The 17037-nt window shown below is 69.4% G+C and carries 12 protein-coding genes and 1 tRNA gene; 4 read left to right on the top strand and 9 right to left on the bottom strand.

The window, feature by feature from the left end; genetic code table 11:
• Positions 1 to 265 precede the first annotated feature (265 nt).
• Together ACWDEW_RS28250 and ACWDEW_RS28245 are read right to left on the bottom strand one after the other, a co-directional pair.
• Positions 266 to 3076, bottom strand: a complete 2811-nt coding sequence (locus tag ACWDEW_RS28250) for a S8 family serine peptidase (protein WP_450516144.1) — start codon at positions 3074 to 3076, stop codon at positions 266 to 268.
• 146 nt (positions 3077 to 3222) lie between these two features.
• On the bottom strand, positions 3223 to 4836 hold the full coding sequence (locus ACWDEW_RS28245; protein WP_450516143.1) for a phospholipase A2: 1614 nt from the start codon (positions 4834 to 4836) through the stop codon (positions 3223 to 3225).
• A gap of 292 nt (positions 4837 to 5128) precedes the next feature.
• Here ACWDEW_RS28245 and ACWDEW_RS28240 point away from each other — a divergent pair, with 292 nt between their 5' ends.
• Complete coding sequence (locus tag ACWDEW_RS28240; protein WP_450516141.1) at positions 5129 to 5728, top strand: hypothetical protein; 600 nt, start codon at positions 5129 to 5131, stop codon at positions 5726 to 5728.
• A 131-nt stretch (positions 5729 to 5859) separates the two neighbouring features.
• On the opposite strand, the gene rho is transcribed toward ACWDEW_RS28240, so the two are convergent.
• The 7 genes from rho to ACWDEW_RS28205 all read right to left on the bottom strand — a co-directional run bounded on the left by rho (position 5860) and on the right by ACWDEW_RS28205 (position 15472).
• Positions 5860 to 7914, bottom strand: coding sequence for a transcription termination factor Rho (gene rho / locus ACWDEW_RS28235; protein WP_450516139.1), 2055 nt, complete (start codon positions 7912 to 7914; stop codon positions 5860 to 5862).
• Positions 7915 to 8316: 402 nt separating this feature from the next.
• On the bottom strand, positions 8317 to 9258 hold the full coding sequence (thrB, locus tag ACWDEW_RS28230) for a homoserine kinase (protein WP_450516137.1): 942 nt from the start codon (positions 9256 to 9258) through the stop codon (positions 8317 to 8319).
• Positions 9259 to 9549: 291 nt separating this feature from the next.
• Positions 9550 to 10608 carry a threonine synthase gene (gene thrC / locus ACWDEW_RS28225; RefSeq protein ID WP_318018839.1) on the bottom strand — a complete coding sequence of 353 codons (1059 nt, stop codon included), beginning with the start codon at positions 10606 to 10608 and terminating at the stop codon, positions 9550 to 9552.
• A 6-nt stretch (positions 10609 to 10614) separates the two neighbouring features.
• Complete coding sequence (locus ACWDEW_RS28220; RefSeq protein WP_450516136.1) at positions 10615 to 11907, bottom strand: homoserine dehydrogenase; 1293 nt, start codon at positions 11905 to 11907, stop codon at positions 10615 to 10617.
• Between the two features lie 152 nt (positions 11908 to 12059).
• Positions 12060 to 13457, bottom strand: coding sequence for a diaminopimelate decarboxylase (lysA, locus tag ACWDEW_RS28215; RefSeq protein ID WP_450516134.1), 1398 nt, complete (start codon positions 13455 to 13457; stop codon positions 12060 to 12062).
• Positions 13458 to 13525: 68 nt separating this feature from the next.
• Complete coding sequence (gene nrtL / locus ACWDEW_RS28210; protein WP_450516132.1) at positions 13526 to 14719, bottom strand: ArgS-related anticodon-binding protein NrtL; 1194 nt, start codon at positions 14717 to 14719, stop codon at positions 13526 to 13528.
• 156 nt (positions 14720 to 14875) lie between these two features.
• On the bottom strand, positions 14876 to 15472 hold the full coding sequence (locus tag ACWDEW_RS28205; RefSeq protein WP_450516130.1) for a response regulator: 597 nt from the start codon (positions 15470 to 15472) through the stop codon (positions 14876 to 14878).
• Between the two features lie 59 nt (positions 15473 to 15531).
• Here ACWDEW_RS28205 and ACWDEW_RS28200 point away from each other — a divergent pair.
• The 3 genes from ACWDEW_RS28200 to ACWDEW_RS28190 all read left to right on the top strand — a co-directional run bounded on the left by ACWDEW_RS28200 (position 15532) and on the right by ACWDEW_RS28190 (position 16820).
• A tRNA-Arg gene (locus ACWDEW_RS28200) sits at positions 15532 to 15603 on the top strand.
• 342 nt (positions 15604 to 15945) lie between these two features.
• Positions 15946 to 16071, top strand: a complete 126-nt coding sequence (locus ACWDEW_RS28195) for a hypothetical protein (RefSeq protein ID WP_450516128.1) — start codon at positions 15946 to 15948, stop codon at positions 16069 to 16071.
• Positions 16072 to 16121: 50 nt separating this feature from the next.
• Positions 16122 to 16820 carry a hypothetical protein gene (locus ACWDEW_RS28190; RefSeq protein ID WP_450516126.1) on the top strand — a complete coding sequence of 233 codons (699 nt, stop codon included), beginning with the start codon at positions 16122 to 16124 and terminating at the stop codon, positions 16818 to 16820.
• Positions 16821 to 17037 lie beyond the last annotated feature (217 nt).

Genomic DNA, 17037 nt, shown 5'->3' with positions numbered 1-17037 from the left:
TTACCCCCTGCTTTCAGGGTCAGGCGCGGTCAGTACCGCTCCATCTTCGCTCCGCCTGGTCAGACGGCGAAACTCGACAAAGGGTTGCACAACGCAGAGTGCCCATCGCGTACGGCGATGGGCACTCTGCGTAGTCGGGTCAGCGGGTCATGCCCCGCTCACCTGCGATTTCAGCCGAAGATGTCGTACTGCTGGAAACCGGTACCAAGTGACTTCGGTGTGCCGAAGATCTCGCCGTCGGCCTTCGCGGTACTCCCGCCGTCGCTCATCGGGCGGCCAGGCCGAACCGCAGCCCGGCTGCCGGGAGGCCGCCCGTGCCCGGTGCGTAGGTGGTGACCGCCTGTGCGGTGCCTCCCGTCACGTTCGCCCACGGCATCGCGTACAGGGAGCCGTAGGCGCCCGGGCCGTAGGGCATACCGATATAGAGGTTGGCCTGTGTGCCGTACAGGCTGGTGCCGGCGCTCTGCGACGCGGCCGGGGATCCCGGCATGCCGGAGGCGTTGCCGGCCTCGATCCACCGGTCGGTGACACCCGGTGCGCTGCGCAGGCCGAAGACCTCCACGGCGCCCGCGTCGGCGACCGTGCCGATATCCTCGCCCGGCAGGCCGACAGCCATCACCAGACTGGCGTCGGTCGCGGTCGTCCCCGGGTCCCGGTTGACGACGGACACCTGGGCGCCCATGCGGTCACCGGCCTCGGGTGCTCCGGAGATGTCGTCGGGTCCCTGGTCGTAGCCGCTGTTGATCTCCGAGATCACCGGAGAGGCGGTCTTCTCGACCCTGACCACGACGGCACGTCCGGCGTCCGCCTTGACCGCTCCCCCATAGGTGATGTCCTCCCCCGGTACACCGATGGCGATATACGTGGCTCGCCTGGGCCACGGGAAACCCTGCACGAAGAGGGCCTGGGTGGCCGAGACCGACGCACCGAACTGGTCCCCTGCCTCGGCGTCACCGCTCACGGCCGGGCTGACCTCGTCGACGGATCCCACATGTGCCGGGACACCGCTGCTGTTCAGTTCATGGGACATCACATCGACCTGGCCCGCTGCCACTTCGGATGCGTTCGGGCCCGGGAAGGCCACGACGCCCTCGCCCGGTATGCCGACGGCGACGTACTCGGGGCTCGCGGTCACGGAGGAACCGAACTTGTCGCCCGCCTCCAGAGTGCCTGCCACCCCCGAACTCCCTTGGATTAGCGTCCGGTTGACGGTGCCGCGCAGGTAGAAGACAGCCCCTGTGTCCGCCTTCCCGTCGATGTCCTCACCAGGAACGCCGATGACCAGGTACGGCTCCTGGTCGAGCGTGCGGCCGGCGGCGACGGCGGCACCCATACGGTCTCCGGACTCCGAGGCCGCGGCGAGGATGCCCTCCGCGCCGGTGCCCTGTTCGAGGTGGAGTGCCGCCCTGCTCGTACCGAGGCCGCCCGAGGCCCCGTAGAGAACGTCCACGGTGCCGGCGTCCGTCGCACTGCCGACATCCTCACGGGGCGTGCCGACGACCAGGTCGGTGCAGCCGTCCTGGTCGTAGTCGACGGTGGCGAGGGAGTCGCCGAAGTAGTCGTTCGGTTCGGCGTCACCGGGTACCGAAGCAAGGTCCTGGTTCAGCTCGGCCGTGCCCCTGCCACCGCCGTAGACGACACGCAGGAGGCCGGCCTTGGCGTCACCGCCGACGGCCGCCTCGGGGTCGGCGACGGCGATGTCCTCTCTCTTGTCGCAGTTGAAGTCGTTGCCGGCAGACAGCGGCTGGACGGTCGCGCCGAGCGCCTGGGCGACGTCGATGCGGGGCGTGTCGGCTCCCGTGTAGCTGATGGTCCTCCCCCCACTCTTCAGCCGTGACTCCAGACTCCCGATGCTGTCGTTGGGGAACGCCTGCCGCAGGATCGCAAGAGCGCCGGCCACGTGCGGCGCGGCCATGGAGGTGCCGTTCTTCGAGGCGTATCCGCCGCCGGGGACCGAGGAGACGATGCTGGTTCCGGGAGCGAGGAGGTCCAGTAGTGGGCCGCGGTTGGTGAAGGCGGACAGTTGGTCGTCGTCGGTGGTGGCGCCGACCGTGATCGCGGAGGCGACACAGCCGGGGGCGCTCACAGCGTCGGTGTATCCGTTGTTGCCGGCCGCGACCACGGTGGCGACTCCGGCGGCGAGCAGGTTGTCGATGGCCGGCTTGCGCGCGTCTTCGTTGCAGGCGGTGGCGTACCGGCCGGCACCCAGGCTCAGGTTCGCGGCCACCACAGGTGTCCCGGACTGCCGCAGTTGCAGCACCTTCTCCAGGGCGGACAGCTGGGCGCTGGTGAAACTGAGTACGCACGGTGCGGCGCCGGGACCGCAGATGTCCTCCGAGGTGAACTTGCTGAACACCTGGAGGGCGATGATGTTCGCACCGGGGGCGACACCGCGCTTCGGGGCTCCGGTGATGCCCTCGCCGTTGCCGGCGACGATGCCCGCCACGTGGGTTCCGTGGTCGCAGTCGGCGATGGCCGTGCAGGGGCCTGTCCCGGAGTCGGCCGTACCCGTCCCCTCCTGGTGGTCGGTCCCGTCGGGGCACAGGCTGGTGGCGGTGAGGTCGGGGTCGATCGGCGAGAAGCACGCCTCGGAGATGACCCGGTCCTTGAGGAACGGGTGGTGCGTCGCGATCCCGGTGTCCAGGACGGCCACCACGCTGCCCGCACCGGTCATGCCCTCAGCGGAGGCCTGGTCGGCGCCGATGATGGGAATGCTCTCGTCCAGCGACGGCGGGACCGCGACATCCTCGGTGACGCTCACCACGCCCGGCTGGGCGGACAGTTGGTCCAGCCCGCTCCGGTCGACCTTAAGAGTGACGACCGGCATGGTCGCGAACGACTGCACGGTCTCACCGGCCGACGCCGCGGCGGACAGGTCGGTGCGGTTCTGGGTGACGACGTTGACACGGACGACGCCGCCGCCCGACGTCGTGTCGTACAGCGGCGGATCGACCGGGTCGCCGGTCGTCGCGGCCGTGGCGGTTGCACTGTGCGGCACCGCGGCCATGGCGGGCCCGGCGCCGAGCGTCATGGCCAGCACCACCGTGACGACCGTGGTCCAGAGGGGTTTTCTCACTGAAGCTCCCGTGGGAAGCGGGCAGGACTGAGCCCTGTGGCGTAGGTGCGGGGAAGGAGCCGAGCGTGAAGGGGCCGGACGGCGAAGGTCTCGCCGTCCGGCCCGGCCGCTCGCGGGCGTGATCCGTCAGAGAGCGATGCCGCGGGTCACGTGGCGTTGGCTCCGTTCTTCGGGTTCCCGTACCGCTGGACGAACTTCAGGTAGGTGTACGCGATGCTGCGGCACAGGCTCTTGAACCGGTAGGCCGAGCAGGTGTAGTCGCGGAGCGTGGTGTGGAAGGCGTTGTCCACGTTCGACTTCTTGTTGCGGTCGAGGTAGTACTTGTAGCCCTTGTAGGTGTTGCCGATGAGGCCGTACCCGTAGTCGTGCATGTCGCAGGCGGACCGGAAGTCGTAGCCGGAGGGCTTGTCCGGAGAGCTCGTGCAGTGGTCATGGTTGATGCCGACCACGTAGTAGCCGCTGGGCAGCTTCTTCCAGTACGGGGCGTGCCAGCCGTAGTGCGCGGCCCACGCGGCGCAGCCGCTCTTCGTGTACCACAGCCAGGATGTGGCGGTGTTGCACTGGCGCGGGTACGCCTGGGGGTCGGAGATCTCACCGGGGATGATGTCGGTGGCCGGCGGGCCGACGACGCTGGGGTCGTTGATGCCGGCCGCGCCCTGGAACACGGACTGCGAGGCCGGGCGCGCCAGGCCGGACTCCTCGACGTTCGGAGCGGCCGACTCGGTGGGGAAGGTGAGGTCCCAGGCGCCGTTGGCCGGGGAGCTGATCTCGGAGACGCGGCCGATCGTGTCGTAGGAGTACGACGCCACCGGGTCGGCGCTCTCGACGGGGTTGGTCATGGTCCGCAACAGGCCCGAGGCGTCGTAGGCGTATCGGGCGACCGTCTGCGTGGTGGAGCCGGTGGTGAGGGTGATCTCCCGGGTGCGCCCCGTGTAGTCACCGAGCGATGTACCGGAGGCGGTCGTGTTCGACGCGTAGGTGACCTTCAGCGACTGCTGCGGCGTCTCCCCGGCGGCCGGCTCGTCGATCGTGGACACCCGGCCCTGGGCGTCGTAGGCGACGGTGGAGGTGCCGTTGGACGTGCTGCCCACGCTGGTGACCCGCCACTTGTCGCTGCCGGGCGCCGCCTGACTCCACGCGAAGGTCGGTTTGAGGTCCGCCGCCGGCACCGAGTTGCCGGCCGCGTCGGTGAAGGTGTCGTCCCCGGTCCCCGTCACGGACAGGTCCGCGCCGAGGATTTCGACAATGGTGGTGACCATGGCGCCGGCCGTGGTGTCCCATTTAGTGGTTTCGGTGATCTTGGAGCCGTCGGTGGTCTGGTATTTGTTGACACCGCCACCGCTCGGATAGGCGATGCTGCTCGTCAGGTCGTAGTGGAATGATTCGCCGACCCCCAGGTCGGTGACCACGATGTCGCCGTCCTGTTGTTCCAGCTTGCGATTGAGTGTGCCGCCGAGGAATTCCGCTTCCCAACCGGGTCCGAATGCGCCCATGTCGGCGCGGGACGCGGGTGCGGATTCCGGCTGGGCGACACTGCCCGTCTGGGCGACTACGCTGTGTCTGCGGCCCATCCCGCCGACAGCCACGTCGCTTTCGGCGATCTGGAAGGACTGGGCCTCGGTGAAGTACAGGCCGGGACCTATCTGCTGGATCTCGCCCGTGGCGAGTGGCGGGTCGACGGTGTCCGCCACTGCGGGCTGCAGCGGAAGCAGTAACGACAGAGCGAGTGCGGTTATGAGCGGCACAACTGACTTGTGCACGAATCCCCCTCGTGTAGATCAACTCACTTGATCGCTGCAGACCATAAAGAGCTGACCAATACATTCACAAGAGTCTTTATGGGGAATCAAATAGTCCGCTTATTTGCGTCGGTGAAGGACCGTCAACACCCTTGAGTACACTGGCCGATAACCATTGAGTACGCGTACTCATGTGCACCGGTCGCCCTGTTCGGAGACTGTCCGCATGCCACGAAACCCTGCCCGGTCCAGCGGATTAGCCCACTCTCCGCGCGGTCCAAGGCTCGCCCTCGCGACAGTCACCCTTGCCACATTGACGCTCACCGCCTGCGGCACCGGGGGGACATCTGCCGGCGACACCCGGAAGACGTCCGCCGACGCCGTCGACGCCGGTTCGAAGAGCGGTTCACCCAGCCCGGATCAGCGCGTTGCCTTCATGGACATGCTCAACACGGTCGGGCAGCCGTGCACACCGGACGCTCCGTCCGAAGAGGAACCGACCGCCGCAGGCGAGAAGCCGCCGACCGCGCCCGTGGAGCCGCTGCCGGTCGGCGGGTCCGCACCCGGCAGCACCGAACCGACGCCGCGCGCCTCCGGGACACCACAAGAAGTGACACTGAGCGCGGTCGAGAAGTGCGAAGGCCGCCTCCATTCCAAGCGCATCACCAAGGCACTCAGCCGCCCAACGGCGCCGACGGCCGACGAGATCAGGACAATCCTCAACGATCTCGGCTACATCAATGAGCGCATCCACAACCTGCGGACGTCCGGGGCGACCACGCATTTCTACGTCGACCTGCGGGTCTTGGGCGGGTCGCTGTGCCTGGACGGCTCGGTGACCGGCACAACCACCATGGTCACAGCGTTCGCAGCACCCCCCACCGGCCCTTTCACCCCGGCAAAGCGGAGGTAAACACCCTCAAATTCACGTGACCTAGATCACTACAGAAGGGGACTGTGTCGCTCGGAAAACACACAGAGAGAAGGGCCGCACCCCTTGGGGTGCGGCCCTTCTCTCTGGTACGACAGCTCTCAGGCCAACCCTCAGTCGCCGTTCCCGGGAGTAGGCGTCGTCTTCTGGATCTGGAGCAGGAACTCCGCGTTCGACTTCGTCTGCTTCATCTTGTCGAGGAGCAGCTCGATCGCCTGCTGCTGGTCGAGCGCGTGCAGCACCCGGCGCAGCTTCCAGGTGATCGCCAGCTCGTCGCTGCCGAGCAGGATCTCTTCCTTGCGGGTGCCGGACGCGTCGACGTCCACCGCCGGGAAGATGCGCTTGTCGGCGAGCTTCCGGTCGAGCTTGAGCTCGGCGTTGCCCGTGCCCTTGAACTCCTCGAAGATGACCTCGTCCATGCGCGAGCCGGTGTCGACGAGCGCGGTGGCGAGGATGGTCAGCGAACCGCCGTCCTCGATGTTGCGCGCGGCACCGAAGAAGCGCTTGGGCGGGTACAGCGCCGTGGAGTCGACACCACCGGAGAGGATGCGGCCGGAGGCGGGGGCGGCGAGGTTGTAGGCACGGCCCAGACGCGTGATCGAGTCGAGCAGGACGACGACGTCGTGGCCCAGCTCCACAAGGCGCTTGGCGCGCTCGATGGCGAGCTCGGCGACCGTGGTGTGGTCCTCGGCCGGGCGGTCGAAGGTCGAGGAGATGACCTCGCCCTTCACCGACCGCTGCATGTCGGTGACCTCTTCCGGACGCTCGTCGACCAGGACGACCATCAGGTGGCACTCGGGGTTGTTGTGCGTGATCGCGTTGGCGATCGCCTGCATGATCATGGTCTTGCCGGTCTTCGGCGGGGCCACGATCAGACCGCGCTGGCCCTTACCGATCGGCGCGACGAGGTCGATGATGCGGGTCGTGAGCACACCCGGGTCGGTCTCCAGGCGGAGCCGGTCCTGCGGGTAGAGCGGCGTCAGCTTGTTGAACTCCGGCCGCCCGCGGCCGTGTTCGGGCGCCATGCCGTTGACCGAGTCGAGGCGCACGAGCGCGTTGAACTTCTCGCGGCGCTCGCCCTCCTTCGGCTGGCGGACCGCGCCGGTGACGTGGTCGCCCTTGCGCAGGCCGTTCTTGCGGACCTGGGCGAGGGAGACGTAGACGTCGTTGGGGCCCGGAAGGTAGCCCGACGTACGGATGAAGGCGTAGTTGTCGAGGATGTCGAGGATGCCCGCGACGGGGATCAGGACATCGTCGTCGGCGACCTGCGGCTCGCCGGCGCCACCGGCGAACTCGTCACGGCCGCGACGGCCACGGCGGTCGCGGTAACGGCCGCGCCGGCCACGGCGTCCGCCGTCGAAGTCGTCGTCGTCCTGCGGGCCGTTGTCGCGCGGCTGCCGGTCCTGACGGTCCTGGCGGCCACCGCTCTGCTGCTGGCCCTGCTGCTGACGGTCCTGACGGCCGCCGCCCTGCTGACGGTCCTGCTGCTGGCCGCCGCCCTGCTGCTCGTCGCCCTTGCGGCGGTCGCCGCGGTCCCGGTCCTGGCGGCCACCGCGGTCGCGGTCACGGCGGTCCCGGCGGCCCTGACGGCCGTCGTCACCGGCGTCGCCCCGGGCCTCGCCCTGCGCGGCGGCGGGCGTCTCGGCCCTCGGCTCGCTCTTGACCTCGGCGGTGATCGTCTCGGGGCTGCCGGCCTCGGAGGTCGCACGGCGACGGCGGCGCTCCACAGGCGCATCCTCGCTGGCCGGCTGGCCAGGGATCTCGATCTGCTGCTGGGCCACGGCCTTCTCGGCGGCGACCTTCTCGGCCTTCTGCTCGGCCGGGGCCACGGCCTCGTCGCCGGTACGGGCCTTGGAGGTGGCGCGGCGCTTGGGCTTGGTCTCGGTGGCGGTCTCGGCCTTGGCCGGAGCACCTGCTCCCCCAGAGGGGGCACCCCCAGCCTGCGCCTCCTTGATGACCTCGATCAGCTGGCTCTTGCGCATCCGCGCGGTGCCCCTGATGCCGAGGCCGGATGCGACCTGCTGCAGCTCGGCCAGCACCATGCCGTCGAGGCCGGTACCGCGGCGCCGCCGGGAGCCGGCACCGGTGGCAGGCGCGGAGGCGTCCGTGGCGGGCGCGGCAGCGGTCTCCTCGACACGTGCGCCCATCAGATCGGTGGTGTCGCTCACGAAGGGTCCTTCCCTGGAGCGGACGTCGGCCTGTCTGGCTCGGCGACCGGTTGTGCTGTCCGGCTTCGGTTCTTGCTGTGTGAACCGTGCCGGGGCGGTGGTCCGCCTAAGCGGCGGAAGAGATTTCTGGTGACGGCGCTTCCCAAAGCAGTGACACCGAGTGGCTGTGTCACGTTGCTTGGTCGCACCAATTCCGGAGCTTTCCCGGCTTCCGGAGCGTGCCCGGCGAACCACTCAGTGCCCGGACGGAACAGAGTGTGGTTTGGGAGGCTCCCGGAAGAATGTCTGTCCCTGACGGGGACAACAAGCACCTCGCCATGGTGGGGTCGGGTGCAGACTTGAGATTAACACTACCGGATCCAACAAACATTCCCCCTCTCGAAATCCGGCGACGGTACGTAGTCAATTGCTGCTCGGGGCGCTGCTCGGGGCCGCGAGCGGAAGGACGCACGCCCCCTGTTCGTCGAGGTCGAGCCGGTTGGCGGCCCAGCCCTCGCCGGCGAGATGGGCGACCTTGTCCGCGTTGTCGGCGTCGACCAGTGCCAACACGGTGGGCCCGGCACCGGAGATGACGGCCGGCACCCCGTCCGCGCGCAGCCGCTCCACGAGCGCCGCGCTCTCGGGCATGGCCGGTGCCCGGTACTCCTGGTGCAGGCGGTCCTCGGTGGCGGGCAGCAGCAGTTCGGGGCGGCGGGTGAGGGCCTCGACGAGCAGTGCGGCGCGGCCCGCGTTGGCGGCAGCGTCGACGTGCGGGACGTTGCGCGGAAGCAGGCCGCGCGCGGTCTCGGTGAGGACCGGCTTCCCGGGCACGAAAACCACCGGAACGATGGAACCGGCGGGATCCATCCTGATCGCCCGCGCCGCGCCCGCGTCCATCCAGGAGAGCGTGAAGCCGCCCAGCAGGCAGGCCGCCACGTTGTCGGGGTGGCCCTCGATCTCGGTGGCGAGCTCCAGCAGGGCCGTGTCGTCGAGCTTGGAGTCCCCGCCTATGGTCACGGCGCGCGCGGCGACGATGCCCGCGCAGATGGCGGCGGAGGAGGAGCCCAGGCCGCGGCCGTGCGGAATACGGTTGGCGCACACGATCTCCAGGCCGCGCGGCTGTCCGCCGAGCAGGTCGAAGGCGGTGCGCAGGGCCCGTACGAGGAGGTGGTTCTCGTCGCGCGGGAGGGTCTCGCTGCCCTCGCCCGCGATGTCGATGAGCAGCCCGGAGTCGGCGACACGGACGACGACGTCGTCGTAGAGCCCCAGCGAGAGGCCGAAGGCGTCGAAGCCCGGGCCGAGGTTGGCGCTGGTGGCGGGGACGCGCACCCGGACGGCGGCGGCGCGGAAGGCTGGACCGGCCATCGCTCGATGACTCTCCTTGAGCTGCGTGATTGTCGAAGACATTCGATGAAGTGCGATGAAGTTCGATGACATCCGATAGGTACGTGGAGACCCTCGGGCCGTGGAGACGGCGCGTTGCCGAGCCATGCGCGCAGGCATATGCGGCGGGCGGGTTCAGTACAGCCTATCGAAGGAAGGTTCTGTGGCGACATAGGGCGCACAGGAGGCGCACGATGCGTGTCGTAAGCCCCCTGTGCACCCCCCGCGGGGATCTCCCCCACGGCTCCCCTACGGGACGCGGCGAACGTCGTTCTACGCGAGTCCGAGTCGCTCGGCGGCCGTCGGCGCGTCGACCGGGATCGTGACGGGCTGCGGGGCGCCCGCGACGGCCCAGTCGGGGTCCTTGAGGCCGTTTCCGGTCACCGTGCAGACGATGGTCTGGCCCGGGTCGACCTTGCCCTGCTCGGCCGCCTTGAGGAGACCGGCGACAGAAGCAGCGGAGGCGGGCTCGACGAAAACACCCTCCTGGGCGGCCAACAGCCGGTAGGCGCGCAGGATTTCACGGTCCGTCACCTCGTCGATGAACCCGCCGGACTCGTCCCGCGCGGCGAGCGCGTACTGCCAGGAGGCCGGGTTGCCGATGCGGATCGCGGTGGCGATGGTCGAGGGGTCCTTGACGATCTCGCCGCGCACGATGGGCGCCGAGCCGGACGCCTGGAAGCCCCACATGCGGGGCGACTTGGCGGCGATGCCGTCGCCGGCGTACTCCTTGTAGCCCTTCCAGTACGCGGTGATGTTGCCCGCGTTGCCCACCGGCAGGACGTGGATGTCGGGCGCGTCGCCGAGCATGTCGACGATCTCGAAGGCGGCCGTCTTCTGGCCCTCGATGCGCACCGGGTTGACCGAATTCACCAGCGCCACAGGGTAGTTGTCGCTCAGCTCGCGGGCGAGGGTGAGGCAGTCGTCGAAGTTCCCGTCGACCTGGAGGATCTTCGCGCCGTGCACGAGGGCCTGGCCCATCTTGCCGAGCGCGATCTTGCCGCGCGGCACGAGGACGGCACAGACCATCCCGGCGCGTACGGCGTAGGCGGCGGCGGAGGCCGACGTGTTGCCGGTGGAGGCGCAGATGACGGCCTGCGCGCCCTCCTCCTTGGCCCGCGTGATGGCCATGGTCATACCGCGGTCCTTGAAGGACCCGGTGGGGTTGGCGCCCTCCACCTTGAGGTGGACCTCGCAGCCGGTGCGCTCGGAGAGCACCTGCGCGGGCACGAGGGGCGTACCGCCCTCGCGGAGGGAGACGACCGGCGTGCTGTCGGACACCGGGAGCCGGTCCCGGTACTCCTCGATGATTCCGCGCCACTGGTGGGTCATTGCTGGTTACTCTCCTTCAACCCGCATGATGCTGGCGACACCCCGCACGGTGTCGAGCTTGCGCAACGCCTCGACGGTCCCGCCCAGGGCGGCGTCGGACGCGCGGTGCGTGACGACGACGAGAGAGGCCTCGCCGTCCTTCCCCTGCTGCCGAACCGTATCGATCGAGACACCGTGCTCGGCGAACACGGTGGCGACCTGTGCGAGAACACCCGGTTTGTCGGCGACGTCGAGGCTGATGTGGTACCGCGTGACGACCTCACCCATGCCGGACACGGGCAGTCCGGCGTACGCCGACTCCCCTGGCCCGGTGGTCGAGTTGAGCCGGTTGCGGCACACGGCGACGAGGTCACCGAGCACGGCGGAGGCGGTGGGGGCGCCGCCCGCACCGGGGCCGTAGAACATCAGCTGCCCGGAGGCGTCGGACTCGACGAACACGGCGTTGTAGGCGCCGCGGACGGAGGCGAGCGGGTGGCTGAGCGGGATCATGGCGGGATGCACGCGCGCGGTGACGGACCCGCCGTCCTCGGCGCGCTCGCAGATGGCGAGCAGTTTGATGGTGCAGCCCATGTTCTTCGCGGAGGCGAAGTCGGAGGCGGTGACCTCGGTCATGCCCTCGCGGTAGACGTCGTCGAGACGCACGCGCGTGTGGAAGGCGATTCCGGCGAGGATGGCGGCCTTGGCGGCGGCGTCGAACCCTTCGACGTCGGCGGTGGGATCGGCTTCCGCATACCCCAGGGCGGTGGCCTCGTCGAGGGCCTCCTGGTACCCGGCGCCCGTGCTGTCCATCTTGTCGAGGATGAAGTTGGTCGTCCCGTTGACGATCCCGAGCACGCGGTTGACCTTGTCCCCGGCGAGGGACTCGCGCAGCGGCCGGATCAGCGGAATCGCGCCGGCGACGGCGGCCTCGTAGTACAGGTCCTTGCCCTGCCGCTCGGCGGCCGCGTGCAGGGCGGCGCCGTCCTGGGCGAGCAGCGCCTTGTTGGCGGAGACGACGGAGGCGCCGTGCTCGAAGGCGGTGGTGATGAGGGACCGGGCGGGCTCGATGCCCCCGATGACCTCGACGACGACGTCGATGTCCCCACGTTTCACGAGGGCGGTCGCGTCGGTGGTGACGAGGGCGGGGTCGATGCCTTCGCGGACCTTGGAGGGCCGGCGTACGGCGACGCCCGCGAGCTCGATGGGCGCGCCGATGCGGGCGGCGAGGTCGTCGGCGTGCGTCGTCATGATGCGCGCCACCTCTGAGCCGACCACTCCACAGCCCAGCAGCGCCACCTTCAGCGGACGCGTACGCATCATCCGACCTCGTTTCCTCATACCGTCTTCGGTTGGACCAGTCTCACTCACCGGACGGGACTTTCTATCCATAGTCCGGATCGTGAGACATCGATTTCATTTTCACGGGGGTGGAAGACGGGAGATCTTCCACCCCGCTTTCTGTCGCTTTCGCCTCAGCCGACGTCGAGCCGGAGCAGGTCCTCCTCGGTCTCCCGCCGGACGATGACCCGCGACTCGCCGTCCTTCACGGCGACGACCGGCGGCCGGAGCACATGGTTGTAATTGCTGGCCATGGAACGGCAGTACGCGCCCGTCGCCGGTACGGCGATCAGGTCACCGGGAGCCAGGTCCGCCGGCAGGAACGCGTCCTTGACCACGATGTCCCCGCTCTCGCAGTGCTTGCCGACGACCCGGGCGAGCATCGGCTCGGCGTCGGAACGGCGGGACACGAGAGCGACGCTGTACTCGGCGTCGTAGAGCGCCGTCCGGATGTTGTCGGACATGCCGCCGTCGACCGACACATAGGTCCGCAGCCCGTCGAGCGGCTTGATGGTGCCCACCTCGTAGAGGGTGAACGCGGTCGGCCCGACAATCGCGCGCCCCGGCTCGACGGAAATCCGAGGAGTCCGCAGCTTGGCCGAATCGCACTCACGGGTGACGATCTCGGTGAGCGCCTTGGCGATGTCGTGGGGTTCGCGGGGATCGTCGTCGCTGGTGTACGCGATCCCGAGCCCGCCCCCGAGGTCGATCTCGGGCAGCTCGACGCCGTGCTCGTCGCGAATGTCCTTCAGCAGCCCCACAACGCGATGGGCGGCTACCTCGAACCCCGACATGTCGAAGATCTGCGACCCGATGTGGCTGTGAATCCCGATGAGTTCGAGCCCGTCGAGCTGGAGCGCACGCCGAACGGCTTCGGCGGCCTGCCCCCCGGCGAGCGGAATCCCGAACTTCTGGTCCTCGTGGGCGGTGGCGATGAATTCGTGCGTGTGCGCCTCGACGCCGACCGTGATCCGGATCTGCACCCGCTGCCGCTTGCCGAGGGACTGCGCGATGTGCGCGACGCGGACGATCTCCTGGAAGGAGTCGAGAACGATGCGCCCGACGCCGGCGTCGATGGCCCTGTGGATCTCGTCCGTGGACTTGTTGTTGCCGTGGAAGGCGATGCGGTCGGCGGGCATCCCGGCGGAGAGGGCGGTGGCGAGCTCGCCCCCGGAACACACATCGAGATTGAGCCCCTCCTCGTGCAACCACCGCACGACGGCACGGGACAGGAACGCCTTGCCGGCGTAGAAGACGTCGGCGTCGTGCCCGAACGCGGTACGCCAGGCACGGGCACGCTGCCGGAAGTCGTCCTCGTCGAGAACGTACGCCGGGGTGCCGTGCCGCTCCGCGAGGGTCTTCACGTCGATGCCGCCGACGGTGACGACACCGTTCGCGTCCTCGTCGCGGGTGACGGTCTGTGCCCACACCTTGGGGTCGAGTTCATTGAGATCGGCGGCGGGACCGGAGTAGTGCCCCTCGGGCAGGACATCGGCGTGACGGGGTCCGGCGGGATGTGCGGAACGGCTCATGTCGTGTTCTCTTCTGTCTCTTCCTGGCGCGGGGATCGAGTGAGTGGTGTCTTCGTCGGTCTTCGCGCTCAGAGGTGTTCGGGTGCGTCGATGCCGAGCAGGGAGAGGCCACCGGCCAGCACCGCCCCGGCGGCTTCGGCGAGCGCGAGCCGGGCACGGTGGGCGGCCAAGGGTTTCTCGTCCCCGAGCGGAAGCACCGCGGGGAGGAGAACGAGGGTCGCGTCCGCTACGGCGACCAGGTGACGGGCGAGCAGGTCGGGGGCGCGGTGGGTCGCTGCGCGGGCCAGGACTCGCGGGTGGTCGGCGAGGAGGGGGGTGACCTCCGCTCGTACGTCGCCGGGTCGGGCGGTGAAACCGAGGTCGGCGGCGTTGCGGCTGACGGCCCGGGTGCGGGCGTAGGCGTAACGGACCCGGAAGAGGGGATTCGCCTCGCGCTGCACGAGGTGGTCGGCGGTGGGACGGGGCCGGTCGTGGGCGGCGGGAAGAAGGAGGGCCCAGCGAGCGGCGTCACGGCCGAGGGTGAGGAGGGGGGCGAGGTCGGGGGCGGGGACCGGGACGGGGCGTACGACTTCGGGGGCGAGGTCGACTTCGGGGTCTGGGTCGGGGGCGACTTCGGGGGCGAGGTCGAGCGGGGTGGGTTCCTGGGTGTCGGCGCTGTCGGCACTATTAGCACTGTCGGCGCTGTCGACGCCGAGAACGGTCGCCCAGGCGGGCTCGGTAGGCCCGGTCTCACAGCTGGTGGTCTCACAGCTGGTGGTCTCACAGCTGGTACGGACGTCGGCGCCCTGTGAGCGCAGGAGCCGGGCGACGACGTCCATGACGACGAGGGCGCGGGGCTCGCGGGGGGCGTGGAGTCGTACGAGGTGAGCGGTAGGGGCGTTCGGGGCGCTGGGGGTGGGTTCGCCGTTGGTGGGGGCGTCGACGAAGCCGTACCGCGGTCCGCGCCGCAGGATCTCCGCGACGAGCGCGGTGGACGCCGTACTCCCCAGACTGATGTTGAGAAAACCGGGCCCGGTGATCTCGACACCGCTGACGCCCTGCGCGCCGGCGAGATGCGGCAGCAGCAGTTCGGCGACGCGGCGGGGGCTCTCTCCGGCGGGCCGGGCGAGCTGAAGGGCGATGTTGGTGGCGTAGTCACCGCACCCGCCGGCTCCCGGCACGGTCACCGAGACCTTCTCCGGCACGACCACACTCAGCTCCCCGCCCTCGACAGCACGGCGCACCGCGCGCAGCACGGTACGGGAGAGCTCGACGGGGGTCACGGGACAAGCGTAGGGGAGGAGGGGGGTGGGTAGGCCAGTTGATTTGGCCGGGGGTCCGGGATGTGGACGCCAGGGAGGAGGTGGGGTCGAGGTGAGGCGAGGTGGGGTTGAGGTGGGGTCGAGGTGTCCATGCCGGGCGTCTGGGACCCGGGTACGTCAGCCGCCGGTACGGCCGCCCCGCCCGGCCCGTTCGGCCTCGCCCGCGCCGAAGGGGCCGGAGACGGACAGCCCGCCCGTCGTGTCACGCCGCCCGCGCTCGATCAACTGCCGTACGAGCGCGATGAGTTCGGAAGGTTCGAAGGGCTTGGCGAGAAACGCGTCGACGCCGACGTCAAGTCCGCTCTCGACCTCGTGCTGAGTGCAGGCGCTGACGATGGCCAGGGGCAGATCACTGGTACGGGGGTCGCTGCGCAGCCGGGCGGCGGTCCGCAGTCCGTCCAGCCGGGGCATGACGACATCGAGGGTGACCACATCGGGCCGTACCTGATGAATGACGTCCAGACACTCGGCACCATCGGCCGCGGTCACGACCTCGAGACCCTCCAGCTCGAGATTGACCCTGATCAACTGCCGGATGACCTTGTTGTCGTCCACAACAAGCACCCGACCCGACGCGCCTGGCACAACTCGAGAGTAGGTCCGGACCGGCCACCGCGTCCGGGTTTTCCCCACTTCCACCCCCTGCGAGGGACCCGGGACACGTCCCGGACCACCTCTCCCCCGACCTCTCTGACCACCGGGAAACCTGTTCATGAACACCGGTATGGAGCTGGTAGGGTTCTACCCGTCGCCGCGAACACCGCGACGGACACGCCCCCGTAGCTCAGGGGATAGAGCAACGGCCTCCGGAGCCGTGTGCGCAGGTTCGAATCCTGCCGGGGGCACCCCTTATAAGGTGCCCAAAGACCCCGCCATCAGCGCTTTAGCTGAAGACGGGGTCTTCGCGTTTGTGCAGGCGGGTGCCGTTAAAGCAGCCGTTTGTCAGTGATCACGTAATGGAGGGCTGCGGGCCCCGTCCTTTTCGGCCTCCCTGTCGCGGGCCGCAGTGACCACCGGACCACTGTGAGCGGGCTGGAGCCGCATCGCCGACTTCGCGGCTTCAGCCCTTCGTTCTCCCCAGCCCCTTTCGAAACCGGGGTGTACTCCCGCATGCCCCGGATGGGGTGGTGAGGCGCATGCCCCGGATGGGGTGGTGAGGACGGGTCGTTGTAAGACGGCGAGGGGGGATGGGGGATCTCGGCGCCGTCTTCGCACGTACGGCCGCCGCCCGTGTCCGGCTGCACGCGGCGGCGGCCGTGGGCCATTCCACCGCCCTGATGGGCGGGGCCGCCCTGCACGTGCCACGGCCGTGAGCGGGCGCAACCCTCCGTGGCTGCTGCGAGTGGAACCTCCCAGGGGAGCGATGATGGGCAGGACCTGGGAAGCCGGGCAACGGGCGTGGGGGCTGGCGGCCTTGGCACTGCTCCTCGTCCTCGGCGGAGCTGCCGTGCTCGCGGTGCCCTGCCGCCACAGCCTGTCCACCGCGCGAGCCTACGAGGCCGCCCCAAAAACCCGGGGCATCCCCGCCGTGGTCAGCAAGCTGGAGAACTACTCCAACGGTCATGGCGGCCACTACTGGCTGGAGGTCGAGGGCCCCCCGTCGGTATCCGGCAGGATCAGCCTCGACGACTCCGGCCCCGTGCTGTCGCGGCTGCGGAAGGGCGACCGCGTCGAGGTGGTCGTCTGGCACGGCCGCCGCACCGACATCACCTTCGACGGGCGCGTCCAGCAGACAGTCGAGGCGCCGACGACGAATCCGGGTCTCTGGCTTGGCGTCGGCCTGAGCATGCCGGTCGGCGGGGTGCTCGCGCTGTACGCCGCCGTTTGGCTGCGCCGTGGGACGCGCGAGCCGGCCCGGCGCCGCGCCGCGGACGGGTTCCCGCTCGCCGGGAAGATGATCGCTGGAGCCCTTGTGGTCACCGTCGTCTCCGGCATCGCCGCTTCCGGCGAACACGAGAGCGACCCGCTCGAATTCGTCGTCACCTGGCTGCTCTTCGCCCTCATCGGCCTCGCAGTGTGGGCGGTGGAGCACCGGATCCGGAACCGAGGGCCCGGCTTGTGAAGGACCCGGAATCTTGCGGATCAAGGCCCTTTGCCGACCGCTACCCGGGCCACTCGGCCCATGTGCTGCCGCGTCCGGCGACGTTGACTGGCGCCGGCAACATCGCGGCGAACCAGAGGGCAGTGACCATGAGTTCGACTCTCACAGGTGGGTTCTGGGAGGGGTTCGCAGTTCTGCTGGTCGCGGCAATCGGCGTGATGGGCATCCTCACCGCGGT

Source organism: Streptomyces sp. NPDC001100, assembly GCF_053598575.1.
The sequence above is the reverse complement of the archived record's forward strand: the minus strand, read 5'-3'. Positions and strand labels throughout refer to the sequence as shown.

Bases quoted from the DNA above. Each gene is read 5' to 3' on its own strand.
- ACWDEW_RS28220 (WP_450516136.1), bottom strand. From the start codon at position 11,907: ATGATGCGTACGCGTCCGCTGAAGGTGGCGCTGCTGGGCTGTGGAGTG.
- ACWDEW_RS28205 (WP_450516130.1), bottom strand. From the start codon at position 15,472: ATGAACAGGTTTCCCGGTGGTCAGAGAGGTCGGGGGAGAGGTGGTCCG.
- ACWDEW_RS28190 (WP_450516126.1), top strand. From the start codon at position 16,122: ATGATGGGCAGGACCTGGGAAGCCGGGCAACGGGCGTGGGGGCTGGCG.
- thrC (WP_318018839.1), bottom strand. From the start codon at position 10,608: ATGACCCACCAGTGGCGCGGAATCATCGAGGAGTACCGGGACCGGCTC.
- thrB (WP_450516137.1), bottom strand. From the start codon at position 9,258: ATGGCCGGTCCAGCCTTCCGCGCCGCCGCCGTCCGGGTGCGCGTCCCC.
- ACWDEW_RS28195 (WP_450516128.1), top strand. From the start codon at position 15,946: ATGGGGGATCTCGGCGCCGTCTTCGCACGTACGGCCGCCGCCCGTGTC.
- lysA (WP_450516134.1), bottom strand. From the start codon at position 13,457: ATGAGCCGTTCCGCACATCCCGCCGGACCCCGTCACGCCGATGTCCTG.